The sequence below is a fragment of the Lysinibacillus sp. LZ02 genome, assembly GCF_050613145.1.
GTDB lineage: Bacteria > Bacillota > Bacilli > Bacillales_A > Planococcaceae > Lysinibacillus_B.
In genome coordinates, this window is sequence record NZ_CP192507.1 from 2,550,491 (window position 1) to 2,570,624 (window position 20,134).

The 20,134-nt window shown below is 38.6% G+C and carries 17 protein-coding genes and 1 riboswitch; all 17 genes read right to left on the reverse strand.

The genetic code is table 11. From position 1 onward, the window contains the following. Positions 1–6 precede the first annotated feature (6 nt). The 17 genes from ACQQ2I_RS12505 to abc-f all read right to left on the reverse strand — a co-directional run bounded on the left by ACQQ2I_RS12505 (position 7) and on the right by abc-f (position 20,096). A complete protein-coding gene (locus ACQQ2I_RS12505; protein WP_431027131.1) occupies positions 7–1,182 on the reverse strand; it encodes an acyl-CoA dehydrogenase family protein in 1,176 nt (391 codons plus the stop codon). Positions 1,183–1,207: 25 nt separating this feature from the next. Then, positions 1,208–1,978, reverse strand: coding sequence for an SDR family oxidoreductase (locus tag ACQQ2I_RS12510; RefSeq protein WP_431027132.1), 771 nt, complete (start codon positions 1,976–1,978; stop codon positions 1,208–1,210). A 44-nt stretch (positions 1,979–2,022) separates the two neighbouring features. After that, entirely contained in the window at positions 2,023–2,448 is a 426-nt protein-coding gene (locus ACQQ2I_RS12515) for an acyl-CoA thioesterase (protein WP_431027133.1), read from the reverse strand. Positions 2,449–2,519: 71 nt separating this feature from the next. Continuing rightward, on the reverse strand, positions 2,520–4,007 hold the full coding sequence (locus tag ACQQ2I_RS12520; RefSeq protein ID WP_431027134.1) for a carboxylesterase/lipase family protein: 1,488 nt from the start codon (positions 4,005–4,007) through the stop codon (positions 2,520–2,522). 33 nt (positions 4,008–4,040) lie between these two features. Further along, a complete protein-coding gene (locus tag ACQQ2I_RS12525; RefSeq protein ID WP_431030508.1) occupies positions 4,041–5,015 on the reverse strand; it encodes a quinone oxidoreductase family protein in 975 nt (324 codons plus the stop codon). Positions 5,016–5,105: 90 nt separating this feature from the next. Beyond that, a complete protein-coding gene (locus ACQQ2I_RS12530) occupies positions 5,106–5,993 on the reverse strand; it encodes a 3-hydroxyacyl-CoA dehydrogenase family protein (RefSeq protein WP_431027135.1) in 888 nt (295 codons plus the stop codon). Then, positions 5,974–6,567 carry a TetR/AcrR family transcriptional regulator gene (locus ACQQ2I_RS12535; protein ID WP_431027136.1) on the reverse strand — a complete coding sequence of 198 codons (594 nt, stop codon included), beginning with the start codon at positions 6,565–6,567 and terminating at the stop codon, positions 5,974–5,976. Before ACQQ2I_RS12535 ends, ACQQ2I_RS12530 begins: the two co-directional genes overlap by 20 nt. Positions 6,568–6,571: 4 nt before the next feature. Continuing rightward, on the reverse strand, positions 6,572–8,200 hold the full coding sequence (locus tag ACQQ2I_RS12540; RefSeq protein WP_431027137.1) for a long-chain-fatty-acid--CoA ligase: 1,629 nt from the start codon (positions 8,198–8,200) through the stop codon (positions 6,572–6,574). A gap of 716 nt (positions 8,201–8,916) precedes the next feature. Then, positions 8,917–10,092, reverse strand: coding sequence for an acyl-CoA dehydrogenase family protein (locus tag ACQQ2I_RS12545; protein ID WP_431027138.1), 1,176 nt, complete (start codon positions 10,090–10,092; stop codon positions 8,917–8,919). A gap of 394 nt (positions 10,093–10,486) precedes the next feature. Then, entirely contained in the window at positions 10,487–11,974 is a 1,488-nt protein-coding gene (locus ACQQ2I_RS12550; RefSeq protein ID WP_431027139.1) for a carboxylesterase/lipase family protein, read from the reverse strand. 272 nt (positions 11,975–12,246) lie between these two features. Continuing rightward, on the reverse strand, positions 12,247–13,101 hold the full coding sequence (locus tag ACQQ2I_RS12555; protein WP_431027140.1) for a hypothetical protein: 855 nt from the start codon (positions 13,099–13,101) through the stop codon (positions 12,247–12,249). Continuing rightward, positions 13,088–13,585, reverse strand: a complete 498-nt coding sequence (locus ACQQ2I_RS12560; RefSeq protein WP_431027141.1) for an RNA polymerase sigma factor — start codon at positions 13,583–13,585, stop codon at positions 13,088–13,090. The genes ACQQ2I_RS12555 and ACQQ2I_RS12560 overlap by 14 nt, the downstream gene beginning before the upstream one ends. A gap of 580 nt (positions 13,586–14,165) precedes the next feature. Beyond that, the gene (locus tag ACQQ2I_RS12565) at positions 14,166–15,149 is read right to left on the reverse strand and encodes a ring-cleaving dioxygenase (RefSeq protein ID WP_431027142.1); all 984 of its coding nucleotides are present in this window, start codon (positions 15,147–15,149) and stop codon (positions 14,166–14,168) included. Positions 15,150–15,160: 11 nt separating this feature from the next. After that, a complete protein-coding gene (locus ACQQ2I_RS12570) occupies positions 15,161–15,595 on the reverse strand; it encodes a MarR family winged helix-turn-helix transcriptional regulator (RefSeq protein WP_431027143.1) in 435 nt (144 codons plus the stop codon). Positions 15,596–15,780: 185 nt separating this feature from the next. Beyond that, on the reverse strand, positions 15,781–17,118 hold the full coding sequence (locus ACQQ2I_RS12575) for an amino acid permease (protein WP_431027144.1): 1,338 nt from the start codon (positions 17,116–17,118) through the stop codon (positions 15,781–15,783). A 236-nt stretch (positions 17,119–17,354) separates the two neighbouring features. Further along, a riboswitch (glycine riboswitch) is annotated at positions 17,355–17,431 on the reverse strand. Positions 17,432–17,691: 260 nt separating this feature from the next. Beyond that, the gene (locus tag ACQQ2I_RS12580; RefSeq protein ID WP_431027146.1) at positions 17,692–18,285 is read right to left on the reverse strand and encodes a biotin transporter BioY; all 594 of its coding nucleotides are present in this window, start codon (positions 18,283–18,285) and stop codon (positions 17,692–17,694) included. A 212-nt stretch (positions 18,286–18,497) separates the two neighbouring features. Next, positions 18,498–20,096: a ribosomal protection-like ABC-F family protein gene (gene abc-f / locus ACQQ2I_RS12585; RefSeq protein WP_431027147.1), complete on the reverse strand. Its 1,599-nt coding sequence runs from the start codon at positions 20,094–20,096 to the stop codon at positions 18,498–18,500. Between the last annotated feature and the right edge of the window lie 38 nt (positions 20,097–20,134).

Below are 20,134 nucleotides of genomic sequence, written 5' to 3' on the forward strand. Positions count from 1 at the left end.
TTCAAATTAAACATACTGCCCTATTTTCACGTGCCCTTTTACTAAATTTCGAGCGATAATCATACGCTGAATTTCATCTGTCCCATCATAAATTCTCCACAGCCGCGCTTCACGGTACCAGCGCTCAATTGGTAGCTCCTTTGTATAGCCCATGCCACCATGGATTTGTAGAACACGGTCTACAACACGGTTCCCCATATTCGCTCCATATAACTTTGCCATAGATGCCAAATGTCTATTGTCCTCCCCTTCATCTAACGTAAATGTAGCATTTAACACTAACCATTTTGCTGCTTCAATATCAACAGCACTATCTGCAATCATCCATTGAATCGCTTGATGCGCTGCAATTGGCTTACCAAATGTTTCACGCTCTTTTGAATAATCAATCGCCATTTGTAGTAAACGCTCTGCTGCACCAACAGCTCGTGCACCAACAACCCAGCGTGCAAAGCCAATCCATTCAAGTCCTAAATTGTAGCCACGGTGCACGTCACCTAAAATATTTTCTTCTGGTACACGCACATTATCGAATACTAAGCTTGCTGGGCCACCTTCCCCCATCGTCGGAATAAATTCAGATGTCCAGCCCATTTCACGATCCACGATAAAACATGTCACACCATCTCGACCTGTTTGCTCATGTAGCTCTTTATCTGTCACAGCAATGACCATAACAAAGTCAGCTTCATTTCCACCTGTGATAAATGTTTTCTCTCCATTTAATACCCATTCGTTGCCGTCTTTTACCGCTGTCATTTGAATATTTCGCGTATCTGAGCCAGCATTCGGCTCTGTCATCGCAAAGCATGATTTCTTATTACCACTAATCGTTGGAAGTAAATACTTTTTCTTCTGCTCTTCATTGGCATAATAAAGAATATTGTCAGCAGAGCCACCAAATGAAAATGGCACGAATGTTTTCGCTAATTCCATTAAAACAATGGCCAACATCATTTGACCGAGGTTAGCACCGCCATACTCTTCCGGCGTATTAATGCCCCAGAAACCAAATTCTTTTGCTTTTAATTGCAGTTCTTTTAATTTTTCAGGTGATAGACCGGGTCTACCTTCTCGCTCATTTTTCAATACTTCATTTTCAAGAGGGATGAGCTCCTCTTTCACAAATTTACGAATTGTTTCTTGCACCATTTTTTGCTCTTCCGTTAATCGTAAATACATACACTCACTCCGTTCTGAATTATTTCTATAAAGAGCTGCCTCCATCAACAGCAATGACTTGCCCAGTTATGAAATCACTTGCCTTACTTGCTAAAAATAACGCAGCACCTTTTAACGAACCTGGATCTCCTATTTTGCCCATTGGATTCGTTGCTAATAGAGCATCGCGCTGTTGATGAATCACATGCTTTGTCATTTTCGTTTCAAAAAAGCCCGGTGCAATGGCGTTAACCGTAATGTTATGTGTAGCCCATTTTTTTGCTAAGTCTCTTGTAAAATGATGTACTGCTGCTTTACTTGTACTGTAGCCAATCGCATTTAACACTTCGCTAGATTCTGCTCTTAATCCGGCAATAGAGCCGATATTAATAATTTTTCCTTGCCCCTTTTCAATCATTTGCTTACCGACTGCCTTGGACATTAAAAACGTACCTGTTACATTGACCCCTAGTACCTTTTGCCATGCTTCAAGCGGCATGTTTTCTACGTTCTCTCCCCATGTTGCCCCGCTATTATTGACTAAAATATCAATATGTCCGAAGTCATCTAACACCGCTTCTACAGTGCTATTAACACTCTCTTCTAAACTCACATCACACACATAAGCTTTTGCTTTTATAGCATATTTGTTTTCAAGTACCTGTACTGTTTCTTGGCAGTTGTTTAATTTTCGTGAGCAAACGGCAATATTAGCGCCGTATTGTGCCAATACTTCTGCAATATCTCTCCCTAGTCCACTGCCTCCACCTGTAATCAGTGCTGTACGCCCTGTTAAGTCAAATAAAGATTCACTCACTCCATTTCCCTCCTTCAAGGACTAATAAAATACTAACCGGTTATTTAGTTTAAATCGTTCACATTTTGTAGACTTTGTTCTTCATAAAAATGTTGAAGTAATTCCTTTTTTATGTGTGGTGGAATAGATTCTGATTGTTGCGTTGCTAAGTTAAAATTGACATACACTGCTTCATTTACCGCACACAATAAGTCTCCTTGATAAAGCTCCTCATACAGCCGTAAGCTTGTATTACCTATATGTTTCACCCACGTACGAATCACAACATCTTTGCCAAAAAAGATTTGCCTTTTATACTCCAGGGTCGTTTTTACAACTATCATTTTCCAATCCTTGTAGTCTTGGTTAGGATTAAACAAATGAAAAATAGGGTAGCGCGCTGCCTCAAACCATACTGGCAATGTTGTATTGTTAATATGACCTACTAAATCTGTCTCTGAAATGCGAGGTGTTATAATTATTTCAAACAAAAATACCCCTCCCTACAACAGAGAACGCTAACTTACGGGCGGTCTCTATTTAAATGTCACTATATGTCTAATTAATTAGCACTTAGTGATACAGCATCCCAAATTAATCGGTACTGCTTATCTGGATTTTGGACTGTTTGACAATTCAAGTCAAAAAGCATCGTTTCTCTATTTTTCACATGATATGCTGGCCATGTCGGTAGCTCTTCAATATTCGGGTCTCCTTCTTTCGCAAAAGTAGCCCATGCTTTATGCATATGGTGAGCGAGTGTATAGTCAGGGGCGCTACCTAATAAAAATTCTGTATTTTTATTTAATTGATTCCAGACAAAAGGGAGTTCAAGTGCATGACATGCTTTTAATTCGCCATTTAATACGGGCGATTCCCAATCAAATCGATACATCCAAACAGATGCACCTTGCTTTGCTTGCTGCTCTGCTAGCCAAATGGCAGGCGCTGTAAATACATCAAACGTTAGTACTTTTTCCACTAACTCTTTATTCAAAATTTCGTGCTGTAAATTTGGTTTAATTTGATCCCATTTATGTGTAAGCATTTTCTTTAAATACAAATCAATCCCCTCTTCATCTAATCCATCTAGGGCGATATCAACATACGTAAATAAGCAGTACTCATCTTTTGTTGTTCCGATTAATAGATCGATATGCTTACTTGCCCCATTTACAATAGATAGTTCTGGTGGTTCTTGAATCACGACACCATCAATGACTGGACCAAGTAACATCGGTGATACATGCTTTGATGCTTCTAACAATTCTGCTGTTGACACCTCTTCTAATCTCGATAAATGTTCCTTATCTATGCCGAGTTTTGCTAAAATGTCTGTGCATACTTGTGTTGCTACTACAGATGGCAATACATTTCGTGCAGCCCCACTTTGTAAAATGGCCTTTTGGAACAAACCACTTGCAGCAGGAATAGCCAATAATATACCAATACTCATAGCACCTGCAGATTCACCAAATACCGTAATATTATTAGGATCACCGCCGAATGCTTCAATATTTTCTTTAACCCATTTCAACGCCGCGATTTGGTCAAGTATGCCGCAGTTCCCCGTACCCGCAAATTGCTCATTATCGACACTACCTAAATGCAAAAATCCGAAGACGCCTAGTCGATAATTGATGGTGACAACGACTACATCATGATGGGCTGCAAACGATGCGCCGTTGTAAGATTTGCTGTTACCTGAGCCATTCATAAATGCGCCGCCATGAATCCATACCATCACCGCTCTTTTTTTGTTATCTGCTCCGGGTGACCAAATATTTAAATATAAACAATCTTCACTCATCTCGTCTTCCTCGACATGAGCATCTAGAAATCTCATCATTTCCCTTTCAGGCTGTATAGCTGAAGGACCAAATTGGGTCGCTTCATATACCCCTTCCCATGCATCAGGACTTTGTGGTGGACTAAACCGGAGTTTTCCAATTGGGGCTTTCGCATAAGGAATCCCTTTCCAAACCGCAATTCCATCCACTTGTTCCCCTATCACTTTCCCCAAACTCGTTTGTACAAGTAGCTCTGACATCTCCACCCCTCCTATTCAAAGAAATGTACATGTTTATGGAACAAGCACAAGTTTCCCCATGGTTTGTCTTCCTTGTAGTAAACGATGCACCTCAGCAGCTTCATCTAATCGGTAAACACCACCAATTGTTAACTTCAGCTCACCATCGTTCACATATTTCAATAATTGTTCTAAACTACTTTGATAAAGCGCTCTTTTCGCCATAATTTGTGGTAAAAAGAAGCCGATTACCGATTGATTTTTGCGCATTAATTGGCCAGCATTGAAATTGGACTCTTCTCCACTTGCCGCACCAAAAATGATGAGTCGTCCGAATGCAGCAAGACATTTTAGCGTTTGGTTAAAAATAGTTCCTCCAACCATTTCAAGTGCAATATCGACCCCTTTTCCATCTGTTAGCTCACGTACTTGCTGCTCCCAGCCTGGCTCTGTGTAGTTCACCACGTGGTCTGCTCCTAAATCTTTTGCATGCTTTAATTTGTCATCCGTGCTGGCCGTTGCAATAACCTTCCCTGCACCTAACAATTTGGCAAGCTGAACCGAAAGCGCCCCTACACCGCCTGCTGCTGCATGAACAAGAACTGTTTCACCTTTTTCTAAACGCCCCATTGTCGTTAAAATATGATAAGCAGTTTGCCCTTGCAGAGGCAGTGTAACCGCCTCATTAAACGATACCCCTTCTGGTACTTCGGATAACACCATCTCGTGTACATTGACATATTGGGCATATGCACCTGATTCAATAAGTGATACGACGCGCATACCCGGTTTAAATTGCTTTACCTCTTTGCCTACTGCCACGACAACACCAGCCATTTCACAGCCCGGAATAAAGGGCAGTTTCGTTGGTACAACATACTTTCCTTCTCGTCTAGCTGTATCTGCAAAGTTGACACCAATAGCTCTAATTTCAACTAATACTTCCTGATCACTGATTGTTGGAATAGCAAGATCTACATACTTTAGTACATCAGCACTTCCGTATTCTGAAAATTGAACGGCTTTCATTGTTTTTACTGAGTGAACTGTTTCCATTTCAAATCCCCCTAAATAAATGAATAGTATACCTGTTCTAAAATGTTTCTATTAAACTAACATCTAGCTTTTAAGTGTTTGTTCCTTTTCATATGAATAGAAACCTTTTCCTGTTTTACGCCCAAGCTCGCCCGCTGTTACCTTTTCCACGATACAAGTAGGTGGTTTATCTTGTTCTTTTCCTGTTTCTGCATATTGCTGTGCCATCACATAGTACATAACATCCGCACCAGATAAATCGATAAGCTCAAATGGTCCAAGTTTATGACCGAGTGCTGCTTTGACAATATCATCTATATCCTCATAATCGGCTATCCCATTTTCATATAGCTGGATAGCTTCACGTTGAATAGCAATTAAAATACGATTAGCGATAAACCCTGAAATTTCTTTCCGTAGCAAGAAGCCTTTCTTCCCCATTTGCTCACATACATCTAGAGCTACTTGAGCTGTTTGTTCAGATGTTTGATCGCTCATCACAACTTCTACACATTGCATCACAAGTGGTGGGAAAAAGAAATGCATATTACAAACTTTCTCTGGTCTTTCTGTTACTTCTGCTAGTAAAGAATTGACGATAGTCGAACTGTTTGTCGCTAAAATGGTATGTGCTGGTGTGATTTTATCCAGTTCGCTGAATAATTCACGTTTAACATCTAACTTCTCTGTAATTGCTTCAATGACTAAATCTGCCTCTTTCGCCCCCTCTACTAAATCAGTTGTAAACGAAAGCTGTGTAAACACCTGTTCCTTTTTAAGAGTTGTTATTTTTTGTTTGATTACCCATTGGTTCATTAATTCATGTAATGTTTTCTTGGCCTGTTGAAGAGCTGTCTCCTGTACATCTTGCAAAATTGTTTCATAACCAGCAAGTGCACAACACATTGCAATTTGATGTCCCATTTGTCCAGCACCAACAACAAGGATTTTTTTAATTGGTTGAATACTCATCACGCTCATCCCTTTCTGCTATAATGCCATTTAAAATAAAGTCTACATACATATCCGCCAATTCCTTGACAGTTAATTTTCCACATGGTTGGAACCAATGATAACTCCAATTTGTCACCCCTAATACGGCAAAGGAAATCATCTTTGGGTGGAGGTTTTTTCGAAATTCCCCGGATTGAATTCCTTTTGTAATCACTTGCATAACATTTACACGAAATTCTTCTCTTTTACCTTTTATTGTTTTATTATGTTCGGGTGTTAAATTACGTATTTCTCGAAAGTAAACACGACCGTGTGCGCCATGTAATTCGATGTCATGAATGATTAATTTAACTATCTCAACAAGTTTACCTCGAAAGCTTTTGACACTTTCTAAAATGGTTTTTTGTTTCTTTAATAAATCATCTATATAATGAAGATGAATTTCCATCAGCAAATTTTCTTTACTTGTGTAATAGTAATAAAATGTCCCTTTCGTTACGCCTAATGAATCGACAATATCTTGAATAGAAGTTTCGGTAAATCCTTTCTGTTCAAAGAGTTTTACGCTATTTTTTGCAATCTCTTCCTTCATACGGTCACGACCCTTTTTGGTTAATTACATTTTCCTCCCTTAACGCTCTTCGAAGAATTTTACCTACCATTGTTTTTGGCAACTCATCACGAAACTCTACATATTGTGGTACTTTATATGTTGCTATCCGCTTTCGTACCCAATCAATCATTTCCTGCTCTGTTACATCATGTCCCGCTTTTTTTACGAGGATGGCTTTAATTGTTTCCCCTCGGTATTCATCAGGTACGCCAATAACAACCGCCTCCTGTACAGCCGGATGTTCATATAATAATTCTTCAATATCACGTGGGTATACATTGTAACCACTTGCAATAATTAAATCTTTCTTTCGATCCACAATGTAAAGATAGCCATCCTCATCTACCTTTGCGATATCACCTGTATAGAGCCAACCATTTCGAAGTGTTACTTGCGTTTCCTCTGGCATATTCCAATACCCTTTCATCACTTGTGGACCACGAATAACTAATTCCCCTAGCTCACCAACTGGTACTTCTTGTTCTCCAGTAGATAAATCAACAATTTTATAATCTGTTCCCGGTAGACCAATTCCTACGCTTCCTGGTTTCCGTTGACCAAATGGCGGGTTGCAATGCGTAGCAGGTGCAGCTTCAGACAAACCGAATCCTTCTAAAATTTTAGCGCCTGTTTTCCCTTCAAATTCATTCATCATTTGTACAGGCATCGGCGCACTACCACTATTGCAAATGCGAATACTATTAATGCCATAGCTTTCTGCATTTGGATGATTAACGAGTGCAATAAACATTGTTGGCACACCAGGGAATTTCGTTGGTTGTTCTACTTTAATTGTCTGAAACACTTCTTCTAGTTCAAATCTTGGGAGTAAAATGATTGTCGTACCATTTAAGATAGATAAGTTCATACAGGAGGTCATACCAAATACATGGAATAATGGGATGACTGTTAGACATTTCCCTTCACCAAACTCATGCTCTTCATCAAAAAACGCTTTACATTGTTGAGCATTTACAGCAATATTACGATGCGTTAACATAGCACCTTTAGAGACACCTGTCGTGCCACCTGTGTATTGTAAAACAGCAATATCTTCTACTGGATTAATTGTAATTGGAGTTAAAGATACGTTCATACCTTGATTAATGAATTGTTCGAATGATCGATCTTCTGCTAACGAGAAACTTTCAGATTGAAAACTAACAACAATAATATGTTCTAGTGCGGTTTGATCGGCAATTGCTTTAATGCGAGGATATAATGGTTCGTATACGACTATTGCTTTTGCGCCAGAGTCGTTTAGTATGTGAACTAGTTCCTTTTCGAGATACATAGGATTTACTTGTGTAACAATGGAGCCTGCTTTCAAAATGCCATAATATGAAATAATATAATGAGGACAGTTAGGTAACATAATCGCAACTCGGTCCCCTTTAGCAATACCACCTTGCTGAAGTGAAGCGGCAAACAGTGAACTAAGCGACCATAATTCTTGATAACTAATTTCTTTCGAATAAAATTTAATAGCAATATGTTTAGGGATTTTCTCGACGGTTTCCTTCAAAATATCCACCATCGTTGTTACGGGAAATTCTATATCAGGTGAAATCGACTCAGGGTAATGACTATACCAAACTTTTTCTTGTTTCATCCAATTCCCCTTCCTCTATGTTTATATATGAACTAGCAAACACTATTAAGGTGAACGTTAGCATCTAGTAAAACAGGTGAAGTACCCCTTTTAGAACTTTTTACTCTCTGAAACTTTTCGTTTATTTATATAAACATGATTAAACAACTATCTTAAGTTTATAATCGAGATGTTCATTAACATGCATCCGTTGAATTAAGAAAGGATTATTTACTAAGCACTTCTCTATACTATTTTTATTACAAAATGATGGAATCTTTTTTAAAAGCACAAATACTGACCGGTTGGTATTTTCAGAATAATAAGAATTAATATAACTGTCAACCCCTTTTTCAAAAGCGCTTTCAAATTTGTTTTTATTCTTTATATGCCACTATGTTCAAAAGAAATTCACAAATTATATTGAAAAAAACTGCATCAAAATTTTAGAAAAATGTTTTTTTATAATGTCTTGTCATTGAATCTACTGAAATCCAGTGTTAATTGGCTAATTTTTAAGAAAAGTGCAACATACAGTATTGATACAGGTACATCGTTTTTAATATATTAAAAAATTATACTTTTCAGTAAAAATCTGCTTGATACTTAGAAAATTTTTCTTCTAGCCACTGAAGGTAATCCTCGCCTCCCCCTAAAATCACTCATGTATTCATCATCACAAAAAGACCAAATCCCTTTGAAATTTGGTCTTACTTCAATAAAGCCTTCCTCTTTGATTAAACATATTGCCCTATTTTCACTTGTTGTTCTACTAGATTGCGAGCGATAATCGTGTGCTGATTTTCATCTGTCCCCTCATAAATTCGCCATAGCCGCGCTTCACGGTACCAACGATCCATCGGCAATTCTTTCGTATAAATATCTCCGTAAATTTGTAAAACACTGTCTACCACGTAGTTCCCCATATTCGCTTCAAATAATTTCACCAGCGATGCCACATGCTTATTATCTCCCTCTTTATCTAGCGTAAATGCAGCATTTAGCACTGACCGTTTTGCTGCTTCAATATCACCAGCATAATTGGCCATCATCTGTTGCATTGCTTCATGCTCCACCATAGACTTACTAACTGTTTCACGTTCTTTTGAATAATCTATCGCCATTTGTAATAGATGCTCCGCCGCACCAACAGCTCGTACACTTGCAATCCAGCGTGCAAAGCTAACCGATTCAAGTCCTAAATTGTAGCCCTCGTGCACATCACCTAAAATATTTTCTTCTGGTACACGTACATGATCGAATACTAAGCTTGTTGGATTTCCTTCTCTCATCGTCGGAACAATTTTAGACGTCCATCCCATTTCACGATCTACAATAAAGCATGTCACACCGTCTCGCCCTGTTTTTTCATACGCCTCTTTATCTGTCACAGCAATGACCATCACAAAGTCCGCTTCATGTCCATCTGTGATCCATGTCTTCTCTCCACGTAACACCCATTCGTTGCCGTCTTTTACAGCTAGCATTTGAATGTTCGGTTTATGTGATCCATCATTTAGCTCTGTCATCGCAAAGCATGACTTCTTCTCTCCATTAATTGTTGGTATTAAATATCTTTTCTTTTGCTCTTCATTGGCATAATAAAGGATATGGTCAGCAGAGCCCCCAAACGTAAATGGCACGAATGTTTTTGCCAATTCCATTAAAACGATAGCTAACATCATTAGATCAAAATCTACACCGCCATACGCTTCTGGTGTATCAATACCCCAGAAACCCATTTCTTTTGCTTTTAATTGTAGCTCTTTTACTTTTTCAGGGGGTAAACTTGGTCTGCCCCCCTCTCGCTCATTTTTTAGTACTTCATCCTCAAGCGGAATAAGTTCCTCTTTCACAAATTGACGAATCGTTTCCTGCACCATTTTTTGCTCTTCCGTTAATCGGAACTCCATACATCCACTCCGTTCTGTATTACTTCTATTAAGAGCTGCCTCTGTCTACAATAAAGTGAAACTTCAATCAGTGGGGGTTTTGACGTACAGGACGTACTAATGCCGACGTCGTCACACGGACGTGACGTATTTTAGTCGGCCCTCATCCCCACTGATTGTTAGTTGAACCAATCGGGCTTTTACGGACAGTTGATCTCCTACCTATGCTTCTCGATTTTCCTTAAGCCTTGAGGTGGGAGTATTAATGCCCGTTAATGCGGGATAACTTGTCCAGTGATGACATCCTCTTTCATAAATCTAGATAGCCTACTGGATTCGTCTTTAGCAGGCTATCCGATATTCATTTCATTCAAGTCATTCTATTTTAATGTATTCTTCATACATTACTACATACTTAATTAGCACTTAGTGATACGGCATCCCAAATTAATCGGTACTGTTTATCAGGATTTTGGACTATTTGACAATTCAGGTCAAAAAGCATCGTTTCTCTATTTTTTACATGATATGCTGGCCATGTCGGCAGCTCTTCAATATTCGGGTCTCCTTCTTTCGCAAAAGTAGCCCATGCTTTATGCATATGGTGAGCGAGTGTATAATCAGGGGCGCTACCTAATAAAAACTCTGTACTTTTATTGAGTTGATGCCAGACAAAAGGGATTTCAAGTGCATGACATGCTTTTAATTCGCCATTTAGTACGGGCGATTCCCAATCAAATCGATACATCCAAACAGATGCACCTTGCCTTGCTTGCTGCTCTCCTAACCAAATGGCTGGTGCTGTAAATACATCAAATGTTAGTACTTTTTCAACTAACTCTTTATTCAAGGTTTCGTGCTGTAAATTTGGTTTAATTTGATCCCATTTATGTGTGAGCATTTTCTTTAAATACAGATCAATCCCCTCTTCATCTAATCCATCTAGTGCCGTATCAATATACGTAAATAAGCAGTATTCATCTTTTGTCGTTCCGATTAACAGATCGATATGCTTACTTGCCCCATTTACAATGGATAGTTCCGGTGGTTCTTGAATCACGACACCATCAATGACCGGACCAAGTAACATCGGTGATACATGCTTTGATGCTTCTAACAATTCTGCTGTTGATACCTCTTCTAATCTCGATAAATGCTCCTTATCTATTCCGAGTTTTGCTAAAATATCTGTACATACTTGTGTTGCCACTACAGATGGCAATACATTTCGTGCAGCCCCACTTTGTAAAATCGCCTTTTGGAACAAACCACTTGCAGAAGGAATGGCCAATAATATACCAATACTCATAGCACCTGCAGATTCACCAAATACCGTAATATTATTCGGGTCACCGCCGAATGCTTCAATATTTTCTTTAACCCATTTAAGCGCCGCTACTTGGTCAAGTATGCCGCAGTTCCCCGTACCTGCAAATTGCTCATTATCGACACTACCTAAATGCAAAAATCCGAAAACGCCTAGTCGATAATTGATAGTGACAACGACTACATCATGATGAACTGCAAACGATGCTCCGTTGTAAGATTTGCTGTTACCTGAGCCATTCATAAAGGCACCACCATGAATCCATACCATCACCGCTCTTTTTTTATTATCTGCTGCCGGTGACCAAATATTTAAATACAGACAATCTTCACTCATCTCATCTTCCTCGACATGAGCATCTAGAAATCTCATCATCTCCCTTTCAGGCTGTATAGCTGAAGGACCAAATTGTATCGCTTCATATACCCCTTCCCATGCATCAGGACTTTGTGGTGGACTAAATCGGAGTTTTCCAATTGGGGCTTTCGCATAAGGAATCCCTTTCCAAACCGCAATTCCATCCACTTGTTCCCCTATCACTTGTCCGAAATTCGTTTGTACAAGCGTCTCTGACATCCTCATTCCTCCTATTTAATGAACTCGACAAAAGCACTCATTCGGATGAAACGTCCTTTCACTTGCTGAAATGTATAGTGAATGAATTTTCATAAAAGCGTATGATATGGCACTTGAAAATATACAATTTTCTAATGTATTCCCCCCTAAACGTACAGAAAGCACGTTGCGAAAATGATTTATGAGGCATTGCGTACTGAAGGGATTAAATAAGTACTTTTACATGAGTAAAAGGGTGTTAGCAATTGTTAACACCCTTCTTTGGCAATATATTAGAAGCTCATAATAACCATGATGATCACTAGTATTATAAGGAGCAGATTTATTTTTTCCACTGTATAAAATAACGACGTTGGGAGTTGTGGCTTTAGGGCTCTCCAAGCTATATAAACCCAAGCAATGCAAACTATCAATAATATCGGTTGATACAGTGGACCGATATAAATATGCCACAGTACTGAACTACTAAAAATCCCGACAAACAATCCAACTGGTACATATGCGCCTTTAAAATATTTCGGACGATGAAACCCCTTCTTTTTATACATACGATTTAATATCGCTTGATGAATTAATACAATAAGCACGATCAATTGTGGCCACATAGGTAATACATCTACACTATATAACTCATTAAATACTTCGCTGTACCGTTCCGATTCCCCCGAATAATACAGTCCGGTATCCACATCGAGCATATCATACTCAGACACTTGGTAACGATGTTGAACTCCATCATCTTGCACGACCACTACATCCGCAATATGACGACCTAATTTCCCTTCTTGTGTAAACTCTTCTTTTTTAATGGTAGCAAAAAATTCCTTTACCTCTTCATTTAGCACACGGTCTACACCGATATAAAGCATTGAGGCACGACCATAAAATTCTCCTTCATCTCCGCCAAAATATTTATACACCTCTTGAATAGTACCTGTAGCAGTAGACTGTGATTGGGGAGGAATTATTAAAACAATCGCAAGTAGTACAATGCCTACAATCAATGCTAGCTCTTTCCAAATATAATTGTTCTTTTTTGGGCGCTGAATCTGATGATACATCGCTCTTTTCATTCCTTCGTCCACAGGTAATTTTTCAAGCTCTTGTAATTGTTTATGCAAATCCATTTTCATCCCCCCTAAGTAACCGTTCTAATGCTTTCATTGCTGTACGCTGTGTATTAGCAACCTTCGTCGTGGACCATCCTAAAATATGCGCCGTTTCTTCGATAGAAAGCTGTTCGATTTTTCGGTAAATTACCACTGCTCGGTGTTCTCTTTTTAATGTTTGTAGTGCAGCGTATAGCATAGCTCGACTTTCTTCTTGCTCAATCCATGTATGTGGCACAAAATGTATCTCCGTTTTCTCATGCTTCGTCTGAAACGGTAACCAATGAATTAATGCCTTTCGCCTGTAATGATCGACGACTAAATTTCTTGCAATTTGGTGTATGTATGTTGATAGTTTCGCTTGCTGTTTAAAATTACCTTTATAAACACGTAAAAAGGTCTCCTGTGTTAAATCCTCTGCTAACGTCTCGTCATCTACCATGTAAAAAATCGTGCGATAAATCGAATGAAAATATCTTTCATACAGCTCTTCAAAATCCACTTCACTCACCTCTTTCTACATTAGACGAACAAATGACAAAAATTTGTATGTTTAAATACTATTTTTACACAATAAGAAAAGAGTACCAATAATATCGCTATTATTGATACTCCATTCACTATATTTACATATCTACTATTTCCCATCACCAACGCCGCCAAATAGGCAACGAACACGTCGATTATATATACATTTTAATGTTCCAGCATAACGGTAGTGTTTTGCTCATAAGGGGATGTTTAGACCGAATACGGTAGCTTTTAGACCGTTAACCGCGGGCTTTTGCTCGGATACGCAAGGTTTAGACCGAATGCAACGATGTTTTGTTCGTATACCATAGCTTTTAGACTGTTAACTGTCGACAGTTTTAAGATGATTTATATAGTAAAAAACCAATCGATGATATCTTCATCTCATTTGACTATCGCATATACTACCCTATGATTAACCGAATCGTAGCAAGTCGTGTTTCCATCATTGTCCCAATTAAAAATACGAAAAATACTTCGATGATTGAAACAAGGAATCTTACTATGGACGATAAAATATCTATGACCATCACATGACGGCTGACATATCACTACTCATATTCTTTTTCAAATTGGATTGTGCTACGTACTGTATCAATTGGGCGTACTAATTGCTCAATTTGTGTACGTTTTTCTTCAAAGAATGGTGGTAAAGATAGTTTTTCACCAAGTGTTTCATATGGCTCATCTCCCATAAATCCTGGCCCGTCTGTCGCTAGTTCAAATAATATTTGCGGAGCGACTCTTGTATAGAGCGAGCCGAAGAAATAACGGTCCACAAATCCAGATGTTTGGAAACCAAAAGCTTCAATCCGCTCTTGCCATGCCACTAATGCCTCTTTGTCCTCCACCCGAAACGCTACGTGATGCACTGTGCCATAACCTTGTCTGCCAGTTGGACTTGCTTCATCGTGAATGATGATAACACTTGCACCGTTGCCACCTTCCGCTACTTCAAATAAATGTGTATTTCCATCACTTGCTGTTAATGTAAATTGGAAAACACGTTCAAGCACTTGCTGGAAGAAATCAAAGTCGGCAATACGAATTGTGACTGGACCAAGCCCCGTAATCGCATATTCAAGTGGAATCGGACCAGTTTGCCACGGCGTACCTGAAGCAACTCCTTGATTGTGTTCATCTGAAATTAATTGATATTGTTGGTTATCAAAATCAACAAACGGTAATACTTTTTTGCCAAACTGTTCTTGAATTCCTTCATGCTTCACATTTAATCGTGTAAAGCGCTTTTCCCAATAAGCTAATGCTTCATCATTTGGCACACGAAATGCAGTAATTGCAATTTCATTTGTTCCATGCTGTCCTTTCGGGATACCTGGGAAATCGAAAAACGTGACATCTGTACCTGCTGATCCTTTATCATCTGCGAAAAATAAATGATATGTTTGAATATCATCTTGATTGACTGTTTTTTTCACTAAACGCATGCCGAGTACATACGTAAAAAATTGATAGTTTTCCTCTGCACTACTTGTAATCGCTGTTACATGGTGAATTCCTTTTAATAATTCCATCTGAATACCTCCTAATTATTTTCCGCCGCTAAGCCGATTGTTTTGAGATGTTGAATCATCTGTTCTACTTCCTCATTCGATAAACATGAAAATAATTGTGTCATTTTTTGCTCGTGCACAGGGAAGATCTCCTTCATGAATGCCTCCCCTTCAGCTGTGATGCCTGTATAAATGACGCGGCGATCATTGGGACAACCACGTCGCTTCACATACCCCTTTTGCTCCAGTTTATCAATGACATACGTAATACTACTGCTTGCAATTAAAATCTTGTTCCCAATGACTTGAATCGGCTGTTCCCCTTTATGGTATAGAAATTCAAGCACGGCAAATTCCGTGGCATTTAAATGATATTGTGCCATATCTTTTTTCAATAAATCCTCTAAAGACCTTGAGGCTCGAAGTAATACAGTAATCGCATGTAACACCTGATTTCGCTGTTCCATCCTTTCACCTCTTTTATTTCAAATTCAATTATCTCTAATTCGAGATAATAATAACATATCCATTCCCTATCGTCTAGAAATCTGTTTAAACGTATAAAGGGGATGTTCAGAAAGTAAAAACTTCCTGAACATCCCCTTAGTATCCATTAAGAAATATTGCTCCTGCAGTGGTCACAAATGTCTTTTTAGACGGCTTTTTTCACTCGAATACGATATAGGATGATTAATAAAATAAACCAAACGGGTGTGAGTAACAATGCTGTTCGTGTCGCTTCTGCATACAGCATAATCCCTAATAAAAATACAAAGAATGCGAGTACTACATAGTTTATAAATGGTGTGAACGGTGCTTTGAATGTTGATGCTTCATGTAATGCACGATTTTTCTTTTTATAAATAATGTGTGAAATTAAAATAATGCTCCACACCCAAATAAAACAGATGGCACTAATCGTTGTAACTAAGCTAAATGCATCATCCGGCATTAACTTACTTAGTAATGCCCCTACTGATACGACAATCGTTGATACGATTAATGCATGTTGCGGTACACTTCGTTTATTTAACTTCGCAAATTTTGCACTCGCTTGATTATTTGAACCTAAATTAAATAACATGCGGCTCGTTGAGAACATCCCTGAGTTCCCTGCTGATGCAGCAGAAGTCATCACAACAAAGTTAATAATACCCGCTGCAATCGGAATACCTGCTAATGTGAATACTTGTACAAATGGCGAGCTATTCGCTGTCATCGTATTCCAAGGGTTGATTGCTAAAATAACAAATAATGCACCTACGTAGAATAATAAAATACGTACGGGAATTTTATTAATCGCAGATGGAATGTTTTTCTTCGGATCGGCTGTTTCAGCAGCTGTTACCCCAACGAGTTCCACCCCAACGAAGGCAAAGACAACCATTTGGAATGCAAGTAAAAACCCACTAATGCCATTCGGGAAAAATCCACCATGCGCCCATAAGTTTGACACACTCGCTGTACCTGCATCTGTTTGCAAGCCAGTTACAATCATATATAGCCCAATGACAATCATCGCAACAATTGTCACCACTTTAATAAGTGAAAACCAAAACTCTAATTCACCAAATAATTTTACTGTTAATAAATTTAAAGCAAGCAATACGACAACACAAATCAGTGCCGGTACCCACTGCGGAATATCAAACCAGTATTGTGCGTAAATACCTACAGCAATAATGTCTGCCATCGCTGTCATAATCCAACAAAACCAATAAGTCCAACCTGTTACATACCCTGCCCACGGTCCAATATATTCTGTCGCAAAATCGGTAAATGTTGTGTATCCTGCATTTGACAATAATAATTCACCGAGTGCACGCATCACAAAAAATAATGCAATCCCGACAATTAAATAGGCCAATATAATACTTGGTCCTGCAAGTGCTATTGCCTTACCAGAACCTAAAAATAGACCTGTACCAATCGTACCGCCAATCGCAATAAGCTGTACGTGGCGATTTTTTAAATCTCGCTTTAGTTCCATGCTGATTCCCCCAAGATGTACTTTTGAAACAACATATTCGCGAGTTCACTTACGACAATTTTATAAGCTTACATATGCTATAAAATACAAAAGAGACTAGTGGCAAATAGCACTAGTCTCATTAAACGTAAGAATAACAAAAAAATTCGACATGTTAAAGCTATAAATCGACATTGACAAGAAATCGTCAAATTTACGTGTAACATGTAAACCATTCAGCTAAAATAGCTGATCTTTATTACCCTTCTGTCCTTTTGCCTGAGATAGTGAACCCTTCGGCGACGCTTTATGCGTTCTCTCCAGAAAATGCTCCTGCTATAGTGTGATCCATAGCATTCAACGCGTTGTATATGCCTTGTTCTTGACAAGGTGATGTTATTTCAAGATAGTTACTATCTTAACAGGAAGGAATGAATTATGCAATTTAATATTATTTCATAATATTCTTTCTGCAGAAATATTCTACATAAAAGAGACAACCTCTCGACCGAAAGCATATTAATAAGTAAAACTTATTTTTAAATATAATAAAATCCAGTACCTTGCAGAACAGGTAACTGGATTTTGCTATTTCTATTTAATCGGAATAAATTTCAATGTTTTCTGAATACGATAAGCAAAGAAACCTGCAAAAATTGCTAAAACGATATCTTTTGGCATTGGTGGAATCATCCAAGCCCAAGCCATTTTGTATGAGAATCCTTCTGGTGCCCCCGCCCATAATGTATAAGCATAGTACATCCAGTTTGTCCCAATTACATAGTTTACAGCCATTGCTAGTAAAGCTGCAACAACATAAGACGTAAACGTTTGGAAACGCTCCACAATCCAACCAGCTATAAATGCACTTAAAATAAATGTTACAACAAATCCAAATGTTGGCAATAAAATAGCTGAGAAGCCACCACTAAATTTTGCAAAGACTGGTGCACCTGCAATACCAACCAACATATAAACTGTACAAGCGATTGCCCCTTTTCTGCTACCAAGCACAAGACCAGCAAGAATCGCAAAAAATGTTTGTAGTGTAATCGGTACACCGCCGATTACTAAAAACGGCGCAAATGCTGTAATATTGGCACCAATCATCATTAGCGTCGCAAATAATCCGCAATGTACTAAATCAACGACGCGCCACTTTGGTAAAGGTTTTGATACTGTTTCCACAAAAGACACTCCTATCAATCAATGAAATCGTATATAGGCGAAAAAAGAATCATACGCTGATTAAAAAATCACCTATATCGCATAGAATTTATAAGTTAACCTTAGAAATTTTTATGTTAACAAAAATAATATAGAATAAGCTTTTTTATGTCAACCGTTTTTTTATTGTTGTTAACTTAAAATAGTAGAAGCGGTAGCCGCTTCTACTATTTTTACATTTCTTTTAACACCGCTACGATTTCATTAAAACGCCGATTTAATTGGGCATATTCCGGATGACTCGTCGTCATAAACGATAACTTCCCTAGTATTTCTTGCTGTTCATTTAATAGCTGCAACCGCCTTGCCTCATTTGTATCTGCCTTTTGAATTGCTATTGGTGCTTTTATTTGACCATTTTTTATTTCCCACGTTTTATTCGTTATTTTTTCGACAAAATAACGGTCATGTGAAACAACAAGCAATGAACCATTGTAATGCTGCAATGTTTTTTCAAGCTGTTCACGTGATGGCAAGTCTAAATGATTGGTCGGTTCATCAAGTATAAGCAAATCTTTTTGCTCCAAAATGTATTGCATCAGTTTACATTTCACACGCTCGCCCATGCTCATACTATCAAAAGGCTGTGCCCACTGTACACTCGTAAAGCCAAGGCGTTTCATTAAATGTTGCACTTTTCCGCGCCCTTCAAATGTCGGTTGATAGAAAAACTGTTCTGGCGCTTGATCTAATGGCAAATCAAATACATTTTGTGTTAAATAACCGATTTGTGCCGTTGGTGAAAGCCAAATCTCACCTTCAGCCGTTTCAAGCCCCATCAGTATATTAAGTAATGTTGTTTTCCCTGCTCCATTTGGACCAACGAGCGCAATTTTATCACCTGTAAGCATCGTTCCATTCACGTGCTTTAATAAGTGACGGTTGCTATAGCTTTTGCTAACATTTTTTAGCTCCATTAATCGCTTACCGCGCTTTCTGCTCTGAGGAATGGAAAAATCAACCGCATATTCCTCTTTCACTGCCTCTACTTGATGCTTGTCAAACTCTTTTTCTAACCGTTTACGTTTGGACTTTACTTGCGCATCCATCCGCTTTGCCTTGACACGATAAAACTCTTTGAAACCTTCCTGCTTCGTTGATTGCCGATGTGCTTTTTCTGACCAAGAGGCTAAATTAGCTAGCTGTTGCTCAACTCGTTCAAATTCCTTTTGCTGCACTTCATATTGATGTTGCTGTGCCTTCCGCTGTTCGTCACGTTGCTTTTTATAGGTCGTGTAGTTTCCTTGGTACGAGGTTATTTGCTCGTCTTCAATCGCCCAAATCGTTGTCGCAACTTCGTCTAAAAAGTGGCGATCATGCGAGACAATCACGACAGCACCTTGATAGCTTTTGATTTCTTCTACGAGTAGCAGTAAAGACTGGGCATCTAAATGATTCGTCGGCTCATCTAATAATAAAATATGTGCATTTGCTTGAAACCCTTGCATTAATCGGAATTTTAGCTTCTCCCCACCACTCAAGTTTTCATAAGAAACATTAGGAATCGACCATAGCCGCTTTATTTGTTCAGCTGAAAAGTACTCTGCCTCCTGCTTTACATAGGCAATTTCGATTGGTTGGAGGTGTTGGATCATTCCGGTTGATGGTTTTCTATTTTGTGCAATAACTTCAAGCAGTGTCGATTTCCCCGCACCATTTTTTCCAATAATACCGATTACTTCGTTCTCCTTGATCGTTAACGTGATTTCTTTCAAAAGCGGTTGCTCTTGAATCGAAATCATAACATTGTTTAGCTTTAATAGTTCTTTCATACACAGTCCTCCTAAGCTTGGGAGGAACAAAAAAACCC